Origin of the sequence: Saccharothrix sp. (assembly GCF_031180885.1) — a bacterium.
Classification (GTDB): domain Bacteria; phylum Actinomycetota; class Actinomycetes; order Mycobacteriales; family Pseudonocardiaceae; genus Actinosynnema.
Map to the genome: position 1 here is coordinate 1 of NZ_JAPSLK010000091.1, position 19,046 is coordinate 19,046.

Here is a 19,046-nt window from a genome sequence, read left to right on the forward strand (position 1 = left end):
CGCACCTTGCGGTTGAAGTCGTCGATGTGGCGCACCCGGTTGACCTGCATGTCCTGGTAGCGCTGCTCCATCTCCTCGACCAGCCAGGCCAGCGCGGCGGCGGCCTTCTTCGGCTGGGTGATGATGGGCGTGATCAGGTGCGGGATGCCCTCGTACGGGGTCAGCTCGACCATCTTCGGGTCGATGAGGATCATCCGGACCTCGTCCGGCGTGGCGCGGGCGAGCAGGGACACCAGCATCGAGTTCACGAAGCTCGACTTGCCCGAACCGGTGGAGCCGGCGACCAGCAGGTGCGGCATCTTGGTCAGGTTCGCGGTGACGAAGTGGCCCTCGATGTCCTTGCCCAGCCCGATGACCATCGGGTGGTTGTCCTTGACCGTGCTCGGCGAGCGCAGCACGTCGCCCAGCCGCACCATCTCGCGGTCGCTGTTGGGCACCTCGATGCCGACCGCGGACTTGCCCGGGATCGGCGCGAGGAGGCGGACGTTGTCGGTGGCGACGGCGTAGGCGATGTTCTTGGTCAGCGCGGTGATCTTCTCGACCTTCACGCCGGGGCCGAGTTCGACCTCGTAGCGGGTCACCGTCGGACCCCGGGTGAAGCCGGTGACCTGGGCGTCGATCGAGAACTGGTCGAGGACGCCGGTGATCGCCTCGATCATCTGGTCGTTGGCCTTGCTGCGGGCCTTGGGCGCGTCGCCGTCCTTGAGGATGGTGGGCGGCGGGAGCTTGTAGTCGCCCTCGACCGCGCGCACCGCGATGGTCGGTTGCGGCTTGTCGGGTTCGGCCTTGGGCTTGGGCTTCGGGGCCGGGCGCGGCGGTGGCGGCGGCTCGTCCTCGGCGGCCTCGTCCAGCGGGAGTTCGGGTTGGTCGTCGGCGGCGGCGGCCTGGCGGCGGCGCGACGGGCGGCGCAGCTTGGCGGGCTTCTCCTCCTCCGCCGGCTGTTCCTCTTCGCGGCCGAACCCTTCCAACTGGTCGTCGGTCTTGCGGCCGCCGAGCAGCGAGCCGAGCTTGGCGGGCACCTCGCGGATCGGCAGGTGCGCCAGGACCAGCACGCCGTAGACGAAGATCAGCACCAGCAGCGGGCCCGCGACCCACGGGGTGAGGCCCTGCGCGAGGAAACCGCCGGCGAGGTAGCCCAGCGCCCCGCCCGCGCCGCGGCGCTCGACGGGGTCGGTGGGGAGGCCGCCGACGAGGTGGAACATCCCCAGGAAGCCGACCGCGACCAGGATGCCGCCGATCACCAGGCGGGGCCGTGCCTCCGGCTTGGGATCGGTGCGCATCAGGGTGACGCCGACCGCGAGCAGCACGAGCGGCACGATCATCGCGGGCGCGCCGACCGAACTGCGCACGGCGACGTCGACCCACTGCCCCACCGGTCCGCCGGCCTGCCACCACACACCCGCGCCGGTGATCACGGCGAGCGCGATCAGCACCAGGCCGAGGCCGTCGCGGCGGTGCTCCGGGTCCAGGTCCTTGCCCCGGCCGACCGCGCGGACCACGCTGCCCACGCCGCGGCCGAGCAGGCCCCAGGCCTTGCCGACCGAGCCGCCTCCAGAGGGTTTGCGGGCCGCCGGGCGGGACCTGGATGTGCGTGCCCGGGGCTTCGACCCGCCTTTCCGGGTCGTGCCCTTGCCGCGGGGGGTTCCGGTTCGGCCAGCCATGGTGTCCAACGTTAGTCGCTCTGGTCCCACCGGCCCCAACGGTCACGGCAGGACGTGACGTGCGCTGCTCGTCGTCCATAGTTGCCCGGAATCGGTTACAGCCACACCTCGACACGCCGTAGCCTTCCCCGCTGTGTCCACACCACTGCTGTGGCGCGTGCTGACGACCCTCGACCGCGGGTTCGTGGGTCTCAGCGGACGGCTGCAAGTCACCGGCGACATCCCGGCGGACCTCAAGGGCCGTCCCCTGCTGCTCGCGTCCAACCACATCGGCAACCTCGACCCGTTCGTCCTGATCGCCGCGTGCCGCGAACTCGGCGTGCACCCGCGCTTCCTGCTGGCGGGAGGACTGCTCGACGCCCCGATCATGGGTCCCGCGTTGAAGGCCTCCGGTCACCTGCGGGTGGACCGGGCGTCCGCGTCGGTCGGCGAGGCCTACCACCGGACGGTGGAGGCGTTGCGGCGCGGGGGTGATCCCATCGCGGTGTACCCGGAGGGGAAGATCAGCCTCGACCCCGGGCTCTGGCCGGAGCGGGGGAAGACCGGGGTGGCGCGGCTGGCGTTGAGCGGCGGTGTGCCGGTGGTGCCGGTGAGCCAGTGGGGCGCGCACGAGGCGGTGTACTGGGGGAACACGCACGTCAACGGGTGGGACGACTTCAAGCCGTACCTGACTTCGTACTTGCGCGGTCTGCGGCGGCGGCCGGTGTTCAAGGTGCACTTCGGCGCGCCGGTGGACCTTTCGGACTTGAAGGACGGTCGGCCTGGGGACGCGCGGCGGGCGCATGAGCGGATCATGCGGGCGATCACGGCGGGGTTGGTGCCTTTGCGGGCGGACGAGCCTGATCTGCCGAAGTTCCACGACCCGACCCGGCCTACGACGGGCAGCAGCCCTTGGCGTCCTGAGGCGGCGTGAAACCGCGCGCCGCGCGGCCGAAAGCCGCGCGGCGCGTCGTTGGTCAGACGGGGATGATCGTGGGCACGATCATCGGGCGGCGGCGGTAGGTTTCGGCTACCCAGCGGCCGACTACCCGGCGAACGGCTTGCGCGATGCGGTGGGAGTCGGTGATGCCCTCGACCTCCGTGCGCGAGAGTTCCATCTCCACCAACGAGATCGCCTGGTCCAGCGCCTTCGGGTCGTCCGAGAAGCCGCGGCCCGAGACGGTGGGCGGGGCGACCGCGCGGCCGGTGTTGGAGTCGACGGCGACCGTGATCGCGATGAAGCCGCCCTCGCCCAGCACCAAGCGGTCCGACAGGGTGGATTCGCCGACGTCGCCGACCGACAGGCCGTCCACGTAGACGTGGCCCACCTCGACGCGGCCGGTGATGGAAGCCTTGCCGTCCACCAGGTCCACGACCACGCCGTCCTCGGCGATCACCACCCGGTCTTCGGAAACGCCTGTCGCCACAGCAAGAGCGGCATTCGCCCGGAGGTGGCGCCATTCGCCGTGGACCGGCATGACGTTGGACGGGCGGACCGCGTTGTACAGGAACAGCAGTTCACCGGCCGGCGAGTGGCCCGACACGTGGACCTTCGCGTTGCCCTGGTGCACGACCGTCGCGCCCAAGCGGGACAAGCCGTTGACCACGTTGAAGACCGCGTTCTCGTTGCCCGGGATGAGCGACGACGCCAACACGATGGTGTCCCCGGCACGGATGGAGATCTGGCGGTGTTCACCACGGGCCATGCGGGACAGCGCAGAGAGTGGTTCGCCCTGGGAGCCCGTCGAGACGAACAGGACCTCGTTCTCGGGCATGTCCATGGCCTCGTTCAGGTCCACGAACAAGCCGTCCGGAACTTGCAGGAAGCCCAGTTCGGCGGCGATGCCCATGTTGCGGACCATGGAGCGGCCCACCAGAGCCACCCGGCGCTTGTACTGCACGGCCACGTCCAGCACCTGCTGCACGCGGTGCACGTGCGAAGCGAAGCAGGCCACGATCACGCGTTGGTTGGCCTTGCGGATCACGTTCTCCAGGACCGGCCCGATCTCCCGCTCCGGCGCCACGAAACCCGGCACCTCGGCGTTGGTCGAGTCGACCAGGAACAGGTCCACGCCCTCGTCGCCCAGCCTGGAGAAGCCCGCCAGGTCGGTCAGCCGGCCGTCCAGCGGCAACTGGTCCAGCTTGATGTCGCCGGTGTGCAGGATCAGGCCCGCCGACGTGCGGATGGCGACCGCGACCGCGTCCGGGATGGAGTGGTTGACCGCGAAGAACTCCAGCTCGAACGGGCCGAACGTGCGGCGCTCCCCGTCGGTGATCTCCACCAGGGTCGGGGTCTGCCGGTGCTCGCGGCACTTCGCGGCCAGCAGGGCCAGGGTGAACCGCGAGCCCACGACCGGCAGGTCCGGGCGCAGCTTCAGCAGGAACGGCACGGCGCCGATGTGGTCCTCGTGACCGTGGGTCAGGACCAGCGCGTCGATGTCCTCCAGCCGGTCCTCGATGGCCCGGAAGTCCGGCAGGATCAGGTCGACGCCGGGCTGGTCGTCCTCGGGGAACAGCACGCCGCAGTCCACGACCAGCAGCCGGCCGGCGTGCTCGAACACGGTCATGTTGCGGCCGACCTCGCCGATGCCGCCCAGTGCGACGACGCGCAGACCTCCGTCGGGCAGGGCGGGCGGGGGTGACGTCGGGTTGATCACGCGTTGACTCCCAGTTCGGCCGTGACAGCGGAGACGGCCTCGATGTCCTCGTTGGATGCGGGTACCAGGGGCAGACGTGGGTTACCCACGTCCAGGCCCTTCAGACGCAGAGCGGTCTTGGCGTAGGTGACGCCGGGCATGCGGGTGAACGGCCGCAGCAGCGGCAGCAGTTCCTGGTGGACCGTCCGAGCCGCGGCGACGTTGCCGGACTCGTACGCGTCGAGCATGGCGCGCAGGCGGTCGGCGGCGATGTGCGAGATGACGCTGACGAAACCCACCGCGCCCACGGACAGCCACGGCAGGTTGAGCGGGTCGTCGCCGGAGTAGTAGGCCAGGTCGGTGGCCGCGATGACCTTGCTGCCCGCCAGGAGGTCGCCCTTGGCGTCCTTCACGGCCAGGATCCGGGGGTGCTCGGCGAGCCGCAGCAGCGTGTCGACCTCGATCGGGGTGACCGCGCGCGGCGGGATGTCGTAGAGCATCACCGGCAGGCCCGTGGCGTCCGCGACGGCCTTGAAGTGCGCCTCCACGCCCGCCTGGGGCGGCCGGGAGTAGTACGGGGTGACCACCAGCAGGCCGTGCGCGCCGGCGGCCTCGGCGGCGCGGGCCAGGTGGACGCTGTGCGCGGTGTCGTACGTGCCGGCGCCGCTGACCACGGTCGCCCGGTCACCCACGGCCTGCACGACCGCGCGGATGACGTCCGCCTTCTCGGCGTCGGTGGTGGTGGGGCTCTCGCCCGTGGTGCCGTTGACGACCAGACCGTCGTTGCCCAGGTCGACCAGGTGGTTCGCCAGCTCCTGCGCCTTGTCGAGGTCCAGCGCCCCGGAGGCGTCGAACGGCGTGACCATGGCGGTGAGCACGCGGCCGAAAGGGCGGCCGGGTGAGGCGGTCGGGCATCCGGTCATGGCTGAACGCTACCGCCTGCGGTGCCCGCAACCCCCTTTGGGCTGGGCTTACAGGCCCCGGTCGAGGCGCTTCACGGCGGTGACGGCGTCCCGGTCGCCGTCGTAGTCGACCTCGGCGCGGGCCCGGCCGAACGCGTGCATCAGCAGTTCCGAGACGTGACCGGTCAGGATCACCGGGTTCGGGCCGGACTTCACGGTCACCGACTCGCCGTCCGGGCGGCGCAGCACCACGCCGACCGGGCTGTTGCGGTAGGTCAGCTTGGCCACCCCGCGCAGGCCTTTCCACAGGGCAGCGTCGCGGCGCGGGTCGGGCGAGCGGGGCGTCCAGTCGTCGGCCGCGCGCCGCACGTCCTCGTGGTGGACGAAGTACTCGACCGTGTTGAGGACGTCGTCCAGCAGCGCGTACGGGGACCAGGCGGGCGGGCCGGAGCGGACCAGGTCGACCAGGTCGTCCCACGGCTTGGCGGCGTAGGCGTCCTGGACCTTCTGGGTGTGCGCGGCGAGCGGCTTGGCGAGGATGCCCAGGGCCGCGTCGAACCGGCGTTCGCGCAGCACGAGGTGCGCGGCCAGGTCCCGGGCGCGCCACGGGTCGCACAGGGTGGGCGCGTCCGGTCCGAGTTCGGTGAACAGGTCGCAGAGCAGCCTGCGTTCGTCCTGTGCGACGCCCATGCGGCCCACCCTACTTCTTGGCGTGCACCTGCTCGGAAAGCTCGACCCGGTTCTTGTCCCACAGCACGCAGAACACCTCGCGCGAGCCCTTGGACGCGGAGTAGTTCTCCTTCCACTCCGCCTGGGTCGGCACGACGGCCACGTAGCGCAGCTTGGTGTCCTTGCCCTCCAGCGGCACGCGATCGGACTTGAAGACCAGCGTGCAGAAGTTCTCGGCGTACTTGCGCAGCCACTCCTCGCCCGGGTAGGCGACCTTGTCGGAACTGCCGAACGGGCCGCCCTCCCAGTACACCTCGATGCTGTGCGCCTCGTCGCACTCGGCGCTGCCGACGCGGACCGAGGGGGCGAGGAAGTTGTCGCCGCAGTAGCCCGCGTTGAGCTTGAACTCGGGCAGGGTGCCGCCGTTGCCGAAGGTCATCGTCTCGGCCATCGCGGCGGGCGGCTTGTCGGTGAACAGCCACCGGTCCACCATGACGCCGAGGACCAGGAACGCCACCGCGCCGATCGCCGCGACCGCCGTGAGCAGGGGTTTCACCCACGGCTTGCGCTGCGGCCGGATGGTCGGCGGCTGGTACTGCACGGTCGGGCCGCCGGGCGGCGGGAACCCGGTCGGCGGCGTCGGCTGGGCGGCGGCGCGGTCGAGCATGGCGCGGGCCTGCGGGCCGGTGAGGCGGGCGTTCGGGTCGGGCATGAGCAGGCCCGTGATGACCGCGCCGAGCGCGCCGTGCGCCCTGGTGAGGCGCGGCATCTCGTTCATGATCGCGTGCAGGGTGGACGCGGTGGACGAGCGCTCGTAGGGGTTGAGGCCCTCGACGGCGTAGCAGAGCGTGGCGCCCAGCGCCCACAGGTCCGAGGCGGGCGAGGCCTCGTGGCCGTGGATGCGTTCGGGCGACATGTAGGCGGGCGAGCCGATGAGGCTGCCGCTGGTGGTCAGGCGCGGGTCGTCCATCGCCTGGGCGATGCCGAAGTCGGTGAGCTTGACCCGGCCGTTGGGCTGGACCATGAGGTTGCCGGGCTTGACGTCCCGGTGCACGATGCCGGCCTGGTGCGCGGTCTCCAGCGCGGACAGGGCCTGCAAGGCGATGGAGATGACCCGGTCCTGCGGCATCGGGCCGGACTGGGCGATGATCGTGGACAGCGTGGCCGCCTCGACCAGCTCCATCACGATGTAGGTCATGCCGTTCTCGGCGACCACGTCGAACACGGTCACCACGGCGGGGTCGTTGAGCCGGCCCGCGGTCCGCGCCTCGCGCAGCACCCGCTCCTCCAGCACCCGGCGCTCCTCGGCCGCGATGCCGTCGGGCAGGTGCAGCTCCTTGATGGCGACCTGGCGACCGATCACGTTGTCCTGCGCGCGCCACACCACGCCCATGCCGCCGCGGCCCAGCTCGCCGAGCAGCGCGTACCTGCCCGCGATGACGCGTGGTTGGGCGCTCACACCTTGTGGACCTGTCACCGCTGCGCAACTCCTCGAACCCCGGAAACGGGCGGAACGCTACTTCAGACCGCCGCCGGGGCCACCCGGTTTCAACGATTCTGTGTTGAATCGATCCCCGGTCGCCCCCTTGCGCGTTACACGTGCGCGCGGCCGGTTCGGCTCAGGTGGGCAGGTGGACCTCGTGGCCGGAGTTGCGCAGGGCCTGGGTGGCGCGGCCGAGGTCGGCGGCCTTCACCAGGAGGTGGTCGGTGTCGTAGGTGGACAGCGCGAACAGGCTCACGCCCGCCGCCGCCAGTTCACCCGAAAGCGCCGCCATGATGCCGGTCAGCGTGAACTCCAGCGGCCCGCGCACGGTCAGCAGCCGCCAACCCGCCTGGGTGTCGTCGCTGTCCGGCGCGTGCTCGCTCGGGCACACGATGGACAGCTCGTCCGGCGTGCGGGTCACCGACACGAGCCCGGCCCGGTCCAGCAGGCCGGGCGGGACGGCCGCGTCGGCGGGCAGCCGCGCGACCGTGTACTCCCCCGGCTGGACGTCGACGATCAGCCGCTTCACGCGCCTCAGCCCTCGGTGACCAGCGGGCTGGAGGCGACCTCGGTGCCGTCGGCCAGCGCGGAGATGGTGAAGTCGGCGAACACGTTGGCCGCCGCCTTCTGCAGCTGGCGCAGGCACTCGATGGCCAGGGCGCGGATCTCGACGTCGGCGTGCTCGGTGGCGCGCATGGCGATGAAGTGCCGCCACGCCCGGTAGTTGCCGGTCACGACGATGCGCGTCTCGGTGGCGTTGGGCAGCACCGCGCGGGCGGCCTGGCGGGCCTGCTTGCGGCGCAGGGTGGCGCTGGGGACGTCGGAGAACTTCTTCTCCAGGCCCTTGAGCAGCTCGGTGTAGGCGTCGACGCTGGCCTGGGTGGCCTTGAGGAACAGCTCGTGCAGCTCGGGGTCGGCGGCGATGACGTCCGGCTCGACCATGGCGGCGTTGCGCTCGGGCACGTACCGCTGGGACAGCTGCGAGTAGCTGAAGTGGCGGTGCCGGATCAGCTCGTGGGTGAGCGACCGGGACATGCCGGTGAAGTAGAAGCTGACGCTGCCGTGCTCGAGGACGGACAGGTGGCCGACCTCGATGATGTGCTTGATGTAGCCGGCGTTGGTGGCCGTCGCCGGGTTCGGCTTGGTCCACGACTGGTAGCACGCGCGCCCGGCGAACTCGGCCAGCGCCTCGCCGCCGTCGGCGTCGGTGGACCACGGGACGTCCGCCGGGGGGAAGAACTCCGTCTTCGCGATCAACTGCACCTTCGGCGACACCGTCTCAGCCATGCCGGGAACCCTAGCTCAGGCCCCGGTGCGGCTCAGAATTACGCCGCATGGAGCACGCCGCGCCGATCTCGACCGGCGAGCGACCTCCAGCGGTGGTGTCATCGTGATGTCACAGCTTCCTTGACTGATGTCAGATGTGGCGGCATGGTGGTGTCATGGATCTGTCGCCGTACATCGCGCAACTGCGCGAGGACCTCGCGACGGCCGCCTCCGCCGGGGACGACGACACCCGGCGCACCGCGGCCGTGCTGTCCGCCGCGCTGGAGCCGGCCGCCCGGCTGGCCCTCATGAACGCACTGTCCGACCTGGCCGCGGAGGTGACCGTCGCGCTCGACGGTCCCGTCGTGCAGGTCCGGTTGGACGGCCGGGACGTCCAGGTGGTCGTCACCGGCGCGTCCGCCCCCCAGGACCACGAACCGGAGCCGCAGGAAGTTCCCCGGCCGACCGCGGGTGACGCCACGCGCATCACGCTGCGGCTGCTGGACGAGCTGAAGTCCAAGGCCGAGCAGGCCGCGGCGGCCCAGGGGATGTCGCTGAACACGTTCGTCGCGCAGGCCGTGCAGGGCGCGGTCGGCGGGCGGCGCGGGCACCACAAGAACTGGCACGACAAGCACCAGCAGCCGCCGAAGGACGACAAGGGGTCCCGGGTCCGCGGCTGGGTGCGGGGCTGAGGGGGACGACGTGGACTCGGAAGTCGTGCGACAGCAGAGCTTCGAGGTCGAGGGCGTGGTGGAGATCGACATCGCCCTGCTCGCCGGCCGCGTGCAGGTGCACCTGGTGGACGAGCCCGGGGTGCACGTCGAGGTCCGCCACGAGCAGGCGCCGGGCGACTCCTGGACCGCCGGCCTCACCGGCCTGCTGAGCTGGGTCAACGACCAGTTCGGCCAGGGCGGCGCGGCCACGCCCCCCGACGCCGTGCGGGACGCCCGGATCGAGCTGACCGGGCAGCGGCTTAAGGTGCAGTCGTCCAAGGCGCTGCCGCTGCGCGCGGTGCCGCTGGGCGTGACCGTGCGGGCGCCCGTGGGGTCGCACGTGATCGCCAAGTCCGGCGCGGCCGACGTGACCGTGACCGGCGCGGCGGGTCGGCTGGAGATCCAGACCGGCACCGGCGACGTCACCGCGGACCGGGCGGACGCGTCGTCCCAGGTCAACTCGGGGTCGGGCAAGCTGCGCCTGGGCCCGATGGCGGGCGGCCTGCGGGCGAAGACGGGCAGCGGCGACATCGAGGTGGCGTCCATCGCGGGCAACTCCGTGCTCTACAGCGGCACGGGTCACGTGTGGCTGGGCGCGGTGCAGAACGACGTGCAGGTGCGGACTGGTAGTGGCGACGTCACCATCGCGGACGCCGCGGCCGGCCGCATCCAGCTGGGCACGGGTTCGGGTCACGTGCGCGTGGGGGTTCACCCCGGGGTGGCGGCCGAGGTGGACTTGCTCTCGACGGCCGGCACGGCGCGCAGCGACCTGGAGGTCTCGGACACGCCGCCGGCCGACACGCCGCCGTTGGTGATCACCGGGCGGACCGGCAGCGGCAACGCCCTGGTGACCACGGCGACCACCTGACGGGTTGCGCGGCACAGCCGCGTGACCGGTGGAAGCTCCGCGGCGTGCGCACCCCCGATGCGCGCGCCGCGGTCCCGGTCTGCCGGCGCGGTCACGGTCTGCGGGTTGCGGTCCTGATCTGCGGGGGTCTTGATCCGTCGGTTGGGGGCTTGAGCTGCGGGTTGCGGGGGCTTTGCTCGCTTTGGGCATCCACCCGCCCACCCCCTCCCGGGCCACCCCGCAAAAGCCCCAAAAGCACCCGCCTGCGGCGGGACCGCCTTCGGCGGACCGCCTCCCACCTTCGGCGGGGGGCGGGCTTTGGCGGGGTGGCTTCGGCGGCTGGCGTGGTGGCTTTGGCGGGTCGTGGGGTCCAAGCGGGAGCGCTCGTGGATCGTCAGCGCACCACCGCCTTCAGGGCAGGTGCCAGGTCACCCCGTGGCGTGACCGCGACCTTGTCCAGTTCCAGCCAGTCGGCCATGTGGCGCAACTCGGCCGCCAGTTCGACCGCCACCCGCCCCACGTCGGCCGTCGACTCCGAGTACGCCGCCTGCACGCGCAGCACCCCCGCCTGCCGGTCCGCCTTGAGGTCGACGCGGCCGACCAGGTGGCCGTCCAGCAGGAACGGGAACACGTAGTACCCGTGGACGCGCTTGGCCGCCGGCACGTAGATCTCAATCCGGTAGTAGAAGCCGAAGATGCGTTCTGTTCGGTCCCGTTCCCAGATCAGCGGGTCGAACGGGCACAGCAGCGCCCGACCGGTGACCTGGCGGGGCACGCGGGCCGAGGTGTGGCGGTAGCCCACTGCCGTCCAGCCCTGGACCTGGACGGGCTCCAGCACGCCCTCCTCGACCAGCTCCTGCACGGCCTGCCGGCTGCGTGTGGGCGCCAGGCGGTAGTAGTCGCGCAGGTCGGGTTCAGTGGCCACGCCCAGAGCGGTGGCGGCTCGGGAGACCAGCTCGCGGGCGCCCTCCTCCGCGGTGACCCGGCGGGACAGCACCTCCGGCGGCAGAACGCGCTCTGTCAGGTCGTAGAGGCGTTCGAAGCCGCGCCGCGAACCCGTGGTGAGCTGCCCGGAGCCGAACAGCCACTCGCAGATCTTCTTGACCTCCGACCAGTTCCACCCCCAGTGGTCCTTGCGCCGCGGGCCGCCGCCGGCCAGCGCCTTCTCGATCGCCCCCGCGCCCACCGGCCCTAATTCCTTCACCACGGCCAGGATGTCGTCCACCAGCCCGGGGTCGCGCTCGGCGATCGACGTGTAGTTGTGCCACCAACCCGGTCGCTTGGCCCCGGAGTGCAGCAGCGGCCAGTCCTCGACCGGCACCAGGCTCGCCTCGTGCGCCCAGTACTCCACCAGCAGGCGCGGCTTGCGCGTGCTGTGGGACCAGGCCGCGTCGTCGACCAGCGACGGTGTGTACGACCCCAGCCGGCTGAACGCGGGCATGTAGTGCGCGCGCACGGCCACGTTCACCGAGTCGAGCTGGATCAGCTGGACGCGCGACAGCACCCGCTGGAGGTGCCGCCGCGTGGGCGGCGACGCCGGCCGCGGGTCGGCGAATCCCTGGGCGCCCAACGCGATCCGGCGGGCGACGTCCGCACTCATCTTCTGCACGGTTCGGATGTTCCCACGGGGGTACGACACTTTCGCTCGGCCCGCACCACGAGCACCACCGCGACCACCACCAGCAGGCCGCCGACCAGCTGCAACGCCCCGAACCGCTCGTCGGCCAGCCACACCCCGAGCAGCACCGCGATCACCGGGTTCACGTACGCGTAGGTCGCCACCGTCGACACCGGCAACTGCCCCAGCACGTACACGTACGAGCTGAACGCCAGCAACGACCCGAACACCACCAGGTAGCCCCACCCCAGCCACGACGTCGACGACACCGCCGAGACGTCCAGCCGCTCCCCCGACACCAGGCCCACGACGGTCAGCGCCGCCCCGCCCGCCACCATCTCCACGGCGGACAACGCGAACGGGTTCGCCGGCACCGGCAGCCGCCCGCTCAGGTACGACCCCAACGCCCACCCGAACGCCGCGAGCAGCACCAGCCACGGCCCCCACCACGTCGACTCGCCCACGTCGTTCATCAACAGCACGGCCAAGCCGACCAACCCGACCACGACGCCCACGTACGTCACCGCCGGCGGCCTTTCACCGCCCACCCGGCGCATCAGCACCACGTACAACGGCACGGCCGCCACCAGCAGCGCCGCCAACCCGGACGCCACCGACTGCTCCGCCACCACGACCATCCCGTTGCCCCACGCGGGCAGCAGCAGCCCGAGCAGCACCCCCGTCCCCACCTGCGGCCACGTCATCCGCATCCGACGCCCCACCACCAGCGCCAGCACCAGACCGGCCGCCAGGAAGCGCAACCCGCCCGACAGCAGCGGCGGCATGGTCTCGATGTTGAACTTGATGGCCAGGTAGGTAGACCCCCACACCACGTACACGACGCCCAGAGCTGCCCAACGCATGTCCGCACGCTTTCACGGGACACCCGTCCGGTTCACGCGGGTTTCGGCCACTAGGGTCTCCCCATGGCCGACGCCGCAGTGCGGGCAGCGACTCCCGACGACGTCCAGCAGATCGCCCGCATCCACCGCGACACGTGGCGCACCGCGTACCGCAGCCTCCTGCCCGAGGAGGTCCTGGGCGGCCTGGGCGACACCACCCAGGCCTGGGCCGAAGCGGTGGAGGAGGACCAGGTCCTGGTGGCCACCGAGGGCGAGTACCTGGTGGGCTACTGCGTGGCGGGCCGCGCTCCCGCCGAAGAGGTCGCGAAAGCCGACGGAACCCTGCCCCCGGACGCCGCGACCACCGCGCTCGTGAGCATCCTGGTCGAACCCCGTTGGGGCAGAAGGGGGCACGGCGGTCGTCTACTCGCCACTGCGGCCAAAACGTTGCGTGACAACGGGAACACGCGCGGTATCGCCTGGGTCCCCGAAGCGGACCGGGCCTCGACGAACTTCTACGCCAAGGCGGGGTGGGAGCCCGACGGAACGGTGCGCACCCTGGACGCCGGCGGGCGACCGTTGCGGGAAATAAGGGTTTCCGGGGGGTTGACCCTACTGTTGGCCGACTGACGGGTTGCTAGCCTCGAACGGGTGTGGGCATTGCTGGGCTGGCTCGGCCTGACGTTCGGCGTGGCGTTCGGGTCGGCGATCGTCCCCCTCATCAGCATCGAGGTCTTCGTCATCGGCCTCGTGACTCAGCAGCCCCACATCTCGTGGTGGTGGATCGGCCTCGCCGTGGCGGTGGGGCAGGTGCTGGGCAAGATGTTCTACTTCCTGGCCGCGCGCGGCTCGCTGCACCTGCCGGCGTTCATGCACCGCCGGAAGAAGGAGAAGCCGCCGTCACCACGACGGCTGAAGTGGAAGGCCCGCCTGGACGGCATCCGGGACCGGTGCCACCGGCATCCTCATTGGATGTTCGGCACGCACGCGGTCAGCTCGGTGGTCGGCTTGCCGCCGTTCATGTTCACCACGGTGCTCGCGGGACTGGCGGGCATGTCGTCGTGGCTGTTCATCACCACCGGCATGGTGGGCAGGTTCGCGCGGTTCAGCGTGCTCGCCGCGTCGCCCGGCCTGATGGCGGGGTGGCTGCTCCACTAGGCGTGGCCGCTCCACCAGGCCTCACCCGCCGCACCAGCCGCTGCTGGGGCACGGTCAACCCGTAGTGGTCGTGCAGCCGCACGTGGTCCACTTCGGACACCTCGGCGCCGACCTCGGGCGCGTCCTCGATCTCCCGCTTGTCCACCGGCACGACCACTCGCCGATCCCGCACCTGCGCCCCGCGGATGGGCACGAGCGTGGTGGCGTGGTCGGTCCGCACGGTCGCCCACAGGGGACGGCCGCCGTCCATCCAGAGCTCCGCCACGGTGCCCACGCGCTCACCGTGACGGTCTAGCAGGTCGCAGTCGTAAAGGCGGTCCACCGCTGTTCGGTCCATGTGTATGCGGCTACCCCTGTCCCGCACTGATCGCACCCCGAACCACCCGGAGGTGTGACCCCCGAACGTCCCAAGGGGCCGGGCGCTCAGGTCAGGGCGACGGCCGCGCCCAGGGCGGCCACGATCAGCAGGCAGGCGACAGTCAGCCGCACGTTCTGGCAGGCGTTCGACACGCCACCCACGCTACTCACAGTCACCGGACAAACCTAGGCAAAAGCACGTGAAGGCCGGATGAAGTCCGTCTCACCCGAATGCTTCACGCCCGATTCGTCGGCAGGTGGAATAGCTCGATGGCCTTGCGCATGGTCTCCCGCGCCCGACCCCGGTCCCCGGCCAGGTCGTACGCCTGGGCCAGCAGGAACCAGCGCCGCCAGTCCGCCGGCGACTCCGCCACCTCGGCCCGCCGCTCCTCGAACCAGGCGTCCGCCGCCTCCCGGTCCACCCGGCCCGAAGGCCGCCGCGGCAGCGACGAGGTGTCCAGCAGCCCGCCCTCGTCGGCCAACTGCCGGGCCATGCGCTCGGTGACGAACCCGAACCGCAGGTTCGTCCACGCGATCCACGCCCCGATCAGGGGCAGCACCAGCACGCCGATCCCCAGCCCGACGCCGACCGGGTCGCCCGTGCCGATCAGCACGAACGCCCGGCCGCCGAGCAGCACGAAGTACACCGCCAGCGCGGCGGTGATCAGGAAAGCGACGGTACGGGTCTTCACAGGTCCATGTACTTGTCGAGCCCCACGGACAACCCCGGCCGCTCGGCCACGGAGCGCACCGCGAGCAGCACGCCGGGCATGAACGACGTCCGGTCCAGCGAGTCGTGACGCAGGGTCAACGTCTCACCCGCCGTGCCGAACACGACCTCCTGGTGGGCGATCATCCCGGCGATCCGCAGCGAGTGCACCCGGACGTCGCCGACCACCGTCCCACGCGCCCCCGGAGCCTCCTGGGTGGTCGCGTCGGGCATCGCCGCCAGACCGGCCGCCGCCCGCGCCTCCGAGATCAGCCGCGCCGTGTGGGCGGCCGTGCCGGACGGGGCGTCCACCTTGCGCGGGTGGTGCAGCTCGATGACCTCGGCCGAGTCGTAGTACTTGGCGGCCAGCTCGGCGAACCGCATCGACAGCACCGCGCCGATCGCGAAGTTCGGCGCGATCAGCACGCCGACGGACTTGCCGGCCAGCCACTCCTCCAGCGTCGTCAACCGCTCGGCGTCGAAGCCGGACGTGCCGACGACCGCGTGGATGCCGTGGTCGACGCAGAACCGCAGGTTGTCCATGACGACGTCGGGGTTGGTGAAGTCGACCACGACCTCGACCCCGGCGTCGACCAAGCCCTGCAACGGGTCGCCGGCGTCGACCCGCGCCACGACCTCCATGTCGGCCGCCGCCTCCACCGCGCGGCACACCTCGGACCCCATCCGCCCGTGTGCACCCAGCACGCCGACACGGATCGCAGAACGCTCACTCAAGAGATCACCTCGTGCACCTGGGACGGCAGATCGTCGGCGTGAGCGTAGGGGCCGACCACGGCGGCGGCGACCGGGCGCCGCAGCAACTCCTTCGCCAGCGCCGCCACCTCCTCGCCGGTCACCTGGTCGATCCGGTCCAACGTCTGCTCCACCGACAGGTAGTCGCCGTAGTTCAACTCGCCCTTGCCGATGCGGGACATCCGGGAACTGGTGTCCTCCAGACCCAGCACCAGCCCGCCGCGCAACTGGCCCTTGCCCCGGGCCACCTCCGCGTCGGTCAACCCGCCGGCGGCCACCACAGACAGCACGTCCCGCACCACGCCGGCCACGTCGCCGAGCCGGTCCGGCTGGCAACCCGCGTAGACCGACCACGTCCCGGTGTCGGCGTACGTGCCCACCGACGAGTAGACCTGGTAGGCCAGCCCGCGCCGCTCCCGCACCTCCTGGAACAGCCGGGACGACATCCCGCCGCCCAGGGCCGCGTTCAGCACGTTCAACGCGAACCGGCGCTCGTCGTGCCGGTCGAGCGCGCGCACGCCCAGCATCATGTGCGCCTGCTCGGTGTCGTCGCTGTGCAGCACGAGCTTGCGGGTGGCGGGGATGCGGGCGCGGCCGCTCCGCGGCGGCACCGGGGACCCGGAACGCGCCAGCCGGTCGCCGATCTGCTTGCGCGCCAACCGCATCACGTGGTTGTGGTCGACGTTCCCGGCGACCGAGAGCACCATCCGCGGCAGCGTGTAGCGGCGCTTGTAGAAGCCGAACAGCGCATCGCGGTCCATGTCCTGGATGGACCGTTCAGTGCCCAGCACCGACCGTCCCAGCGCGTGTTCTCCGAGGAGAGCGTCCAGGAACGCGTCGTGCAGCAGGTCCTCGGGGTCGTCGTCCCGCATGGCGATCTCTTCGAGCACCACACCGCGCTCGGTCTCGAAGTCGCGCGGCTCGCACAGCGCCTCGAACACCACGTCGCACACCAGGTCCAGCGCCAGCGGCAGGTCCTCGTCCAGGACGTGCGCGTAGTAGCAGGTGTGCTCCTTGGCGGTGAACGCGTTCAGCTCCCCGCCGACCGCGTCGATCTCCTCCGCGATGGCGGCGGCGGACCGGTTGGCCGTGCCCTTGAAGAGCAGGTGCTCCAGGTAGTGCGCGGCGCCGGCGACCTCGGGCCGCTCGTCGCGCGACCCGACCTGCACCCACAGCCCCACCGAGGCCGACCGCACGCCGGGGATCTGCTCGGTGATCACCCGCAGCCCGGACGGCAGCACGCTGCGCCGCACCGTCACCCCGGTCTCGCTGCTCTCCAGCAACCGGGTGCTGCCCGGCCGCTGGAGGTGCCCGAGCCGACCGCTAAGCGGACGGCCGCGAGTGCTCGAAGCACTCGCGGCCGTCCCGTTGACGCGTCCGGTCACTGCGCCGGGGTCTCCGAAGCCTCGGGAGCGGCCTCGGCCGGGGCCTCGCCCGACGAAGCGGCGGCGTCGGCCTCCTCGTTGACCAGCACCAGGCTGATCTTGCCGCGCTGGTCGATGTCCGCGATCTCGACGCGGAGCTTGTCGCCGACCTTGACGACGTCCTCGACCTTGCCGATGCGCTTGCCGTTGCCCAGCTTGGAGATGTGGATCAGGCCGTCCTTGCCCGGCAGCAGCGAGACGAACGCGCCGAACGCCGCGGTCTTCACCACGGTGCCCAGGAAGCGCTCGCCCACCTTCGGCAGCTGCGGGTTCGCGATGGCGTTGATCATGCCGATCGCGGCCTCGGCGGACGGGCCGTCCGCCGCGCCGACGTAGATCGTGCCGTCGTCCTCGATGGAGATGTCGGCGCCGGTCTGCTCGGTGATCGAGTTGATCATCTTGCCCTTGGGCCCGATGACCTCGCCGATCTTGTCGGTCGGGATCTTCACCGACGTGACGCGCGGCGCGAACGGGCTCATCTCGTCCGGGCGGTCGATGGCCTCGGCCATGACCTCCAGGATGGTCAGGCGCGCGTCGCGGGCCTGGCCCAGGGCCGCGCCGAGCACCTCGGACGGGATGCCGTCCAGCTTGGTGTCCAGCTGCAGCGCGGTGACGAACTCCTTGGTGCCGGCGACCTTGAAGTCCATGTCGCCGAACGCGTCCTCGGCGCCGAGGATGTCGGTCAGCGCCACGTACTCGGTCTTGCCGTCGACCTCGTCGGACACCAGGCCCATGGCGATGCCGGACACCGGCGCCTTCAGCGGCACACCGGCGTTGAGCAGCGACATGGTGGACGCGCAGACCGAGCCCATCGAGGTGGAGCCGTTGGAGCCCAGCGCCTCGGAGACCTGGCGGATCGCGTACGGGAACTCGTCGCGCTTGGGCAGCACGGGCACCAGCGCCCGCTCGGCCAGCGCGCCGTGGCCGATCTCGCGCCGCTTCGGCGAGCCGACGCGGCCGGTCTCACCGGTGGAGAACGGCGGGAAGTTGTAGTGGTGCAGGTAGCGCTTGTGCGTCTCGGGGGACAGCGAGTCGATCTGCTGCTCCATGCGCAGCATGTTCAGCGTGGTGACACCCAGGATCTGGGTCTCGCCGCGCTCGAACAGCGCCGAGCCGTGCGCCCGCGGGATGATCTCGACCTCGGCGGACAGCGACCTGATCTCGGTCAGGCCGCGGCCGTCGATGCGGACCTTGTCGCGCAGGATGCGCTGGCGCACCAGCTTCTTGGTCAGCGAGCGGAACGCGGCGCCGACCTCCTTCTCCCGGCCCTCGAACTGCTCGGCCAGCTTCTCCAGCACCGACGCCTTGATCTCGTCGAGCCGGTTCTCCCGCTCCTGCTTGCCGCCGATGGTCAGCGCCTGGGCCAGCTCGCCCGACGCCGCCGCCTCGACCGCCTCGTACGCGTCCGGCTGGTAGGCCGGATAGGTCGGGAACTCGCCGGTCTCCTTCGCGGCGACCTGCGCGAGCTGCGCCTGCGCCTCGCACAGCACCTTGATGAACGGCTTGGCCGCCTCCAGGCCCGCCGCGACGACCTCCTCGGTCGGCGCCTGCGCACCCTCGGCGACCAGGTCGATCACGTTCTCGGTGGCCTCGGCCTCGACCATCATGATCGCGACGTCGTCACCCACGACCCGGCCGGCGACGACCATGTCGAACACGGCCTTCTCCAGCTGCTCGTGGGTCGGGAACGCCACCCACTGGCCCTCGATCAGCGCCACCCGGACGCCGCCGATGGGGCCCGAGAACGGCAGGCCGGCCAGCTGCGTGGACGCGGACGCGGCGTTGATCGCCACCACGTCGTACAGGTCGGCCGGGTTCAGGCTCATCACCGTGATGACGACCTGGATCTCGTTGCGCAGACCGTCCACGAAGGACGGGCGCAGCGGGCGGTCGATCAGCCGGCAGGTCAGGATCGCGTCGGTCGACGGGCGGCCTTCGCGGCGGAAGAACGAGCCGGGGATGCGGCCCGCGGCGTACATGCGCTCCTCGACGTCCACCGTGAGGGGGAAGAAGTCGAAGTGCTCCTTGG

At 71.2% G+C, this 19,046-nt stretch carries 19 protein-coding genes; 5 read left to right on the forward strand and 14 right to left on the reverse strand.

The window, feature by feature from the left end:
• Positions 1-1,661: DNA translocase FtsK 4TM domain-containing protein (locus RIN75_RS42265; protein ID WP_309117737.1), on the reverse strand; the 1,661-nt coding region annotated here is incomplete at its 3' end.
• A 133-nt stretch (positions 1,662-1,794) separates the two neighbouring features.
• On the opposite strand from RIN75_RS42265, the gene RIN75_RS42270 reads away from it, so the two are divergent.
• Complete coding sequence (locus RIN75_RS42270) at positions 1,795-2,574, forward strand: lysophospholipid acyltransferase family protein (protein ID WP_309117738.1); 780 nt, start codon at positions 1,795-1,797, stop codon at positions 2,572-2,574.
• 43 nt (positions 2,575-2,617) lie between these two features.
• Here RIN75_RS42270 and RIN75_RS42275 read toward each other — a convergent pair whose 3' ends face one another.
• The 6 genes from RIN75_RS42275 to thyX form a co-directional block, all read right to left on the reverse strand.
• Positions 2,618-4,297: a ribonuclease J gene (locus RIN75_RS42275; protein ID WP_309117739.1), complete on the reverse strand. Its 1,680-nt coding sequence runs from the start codon at positions 4,295-4,297 to the stop codon at positions 2,618-2,620.
• On the reverse strand, positions 4,294-5,199 hold the full coding sequence (dapA, locus tag RIN75_RS42280) for a 4-hydroxy-tetrahydrodipicolinate synthase (RefSeq protein ID WP_309117740.1): 906 nt from the start codon (positions 5,197-5,199) through the stop codon (positions 4,294-4,296). Before dapA ends, RIN75_RS42275 begins: the two co-directional genes overlap by 4 nt.
• A gap of 48 nt (positions 5,200-5,247) precedes the next feature.
• Entirely contained in the window at positions 5,248-5,868 is a 621-nt protein-coding gene (locus tag RIN75_RS42285) for a TIGR03085 family metal-binding protein (protein WP_309117741.1), read from the reverse strand.
• A 10-nt stretch (positions 5,869-5,878) separates the two neighbouring features.
• Positions 5,879-7,306 carry a serine/threonine-protein kinase gene (locus RIN75_RS42290; RefSeq protein ID WP_309117742.1) on the reverse strand — a complete coding sequence of 476 codons (1,428 nt, stop codon included), beginning with the start codon at positions 7,304-7,306 and terminating at the stop codon, positions 5,879-5,881.
• Positions 7,307-7,466: 160 nt separating this feature from the next.
• Positions 7,467-7,859 carry an ACT domain-containing protein gene (locus RIN75_RS42295; RefSeq protein ID WP_309117743.1) on the reverse strand — a complete coding sequence of 131 codons (393 nt, stop codon included), beginning with the start codon at positions 7,857-7,859 and terminating at the stop codon, positions 7,467-7,469.
• 5 nt (positions 7,860-7,864) lie between these two features.
• A complete protein-coding gene (gene thyX / locus RIN75_RS42300; protein WP_309117744.1) occupies positions 7,865-8,617 on the reverse strand; it encodes an FAD-dependent thymidylate synthase in 753 nt (250 codons plus the stop codon).
• 155 nt (positions 8,618-8,772) lie between these two features.
• Here thyX and RIN75_RS42305 point away from each other — a divergent pair, with 155 nt between their 5' ends.
• Positions 8,773-9,288: a toxin-antitoxin system HicB family antitoxin gene (locus tag RIN75_RS42305; protein ID WP_309117745.1), complete on the forward strand. Its 516-nt coding sequence runs from the start codon at positions 8,773-8,775 to the stop codon at positions 9,286-9,288.
• Between the two features lie 10 nt (positions 9,289-9,298).
• Positions 9,299-10,177: a DUF4097 family beta strand repeat-containing protein gene (locus tag RIN75_RS42310; RefSeq protein WP_309117746.1), complete on the forward strand. Its 879-nt coding sequence runs from the start codon at positions 9,299-9,301 to the stop codon at positions 10,175-10,177.
• Positions 10,178-10,550: 373 nt separating this feature from the next.
• Here RIN75_RS42310 and RIN75_RS42315 read toward each other — a convergent pair whose 3' ends face one another.
• Entirely contained in the window at positions 10,551-11,756 is a 1,206-nt protein-coding gene (locus RIN75_RS42315; RefSeq protein ID WP_309117754.1) for a DNA glycosylase AlkZ-like family protein, read from the reverse strand.
• On the reverse strand, positions 11,753-12,637 hold the full coding sequence (locus RIN75_RS42320) for an EamA family transporter (protein ID WP_309117747.1): 885 nt from the start codon (positions 12,635-12,637) through the stop codon (positions 11,753-11,755). The genes RIN75_RS42315 and RIN75_RS42320 overlap by 4 nt, the downstream gene beginning before the upstream one ends.
• Positions 12,638-12,700: 63 nt before the next feature.
• On the opposite strand from RIN75_RS42320, the gene RIN75_RS42325 reads away from it, so the two are divergent.
• Together RIN75_RS42325 and RIN75_RS42330 are read left to right on the forward strand one after the other, a co-directional pair.
• Positions 12,701-13,246: a GNAT family N-acetyltransferase gene (locus tag RIN75_RS42325; protein ID WP_309117748.1), complete on the forward strand. Its 546-nt coding sequence runs from the start codon at positions 12,701-12,703 to the stop codon at positions 13,244-13,246.
• 30 nt (positions 13,247-13,276) lie between these two features.
• Positions 13,277-13,774 (forward strand): hypothetical protein, encoded by a 498-nt coding sequence (locus RIN75_RS42330; protein WP_309117755.1) that lies wholly within the window; start codon positions 13,277-13,279, stop codon positions 13,772-13,774.
• On the opposite strand, the gene RIN75_RS42335 is transcribed toward RIN75_RS42330, so the two are convergent.
• The 5 genes from RIN75_RS42335 to RIN75_RS42355 form a co-directional block, all read right to left on the reverse strand.
• Complete coding sequence (locus tag RIN75_RS42335; RefSeq protein WP_309117749.1) at positions 13,722-14,111, reverse strand: PRC-barrel domain-containing protein; 390 nt, start codon at positions 14,109-14,111, stop codon at positions 13,722-13,724. The two genes, RIN75_RS42330 and RIN75_RS42335, sit on opposite strands and share 53 nt — an antisense overlap.
• Before the next feature lie 256 nt (positions 14,112-14,367).
• Positions 14,368-14,823: a tetratricopeptide repeat protein gene (locus RIN75_RS42340; RefSeq protein ID WP_309117750.1), complete on the reverse strand. Its 456-nt coding sequence runs from the start codon at positions 14,821-14,823 to the stop codon at positions 14,368-14,370.
• Positions 14,820-15,575: a 4-hydroxy-tetrahydrodipicolinate reductase gene (dapB, locus tag RIN75_RS42345; RefSeq protein ID WP_309117751.1), complete on the reverse strand. Its 756-nt coding sequence runs from the start codon at positions 15,573-15,575 to the stop codon at positions 14,820-14,822. The genes RIN75_RS42340 and dapB overlap by 4 nt, the downstream gene beginning before the upstream one ends.
• Positions 15,572-16,876, reverse strand: coding sequence for a pitrilysin family protein (locus tag RIN75_RS42350; protein WP_309117752.1), 1,305 nt, complete (start codon positions 16,874-16,876; stop codon positions 15,572-15,574). The genes dapB and RIN75_RS42350 overlap by 4 nt, the downstream gene beginning before the upstream one ends.
• 98 nt (positions 16,877-16,974) lie before the next feature.
• The coding region (locus RIN75_RS42355) for a polyribonucleotide nucleotidyltransferase (RefSeq protein ID WP_309117753.1) at positions 16,975-19,046 on the reverse strand (2,072 nt) is incomplete at its 5' end.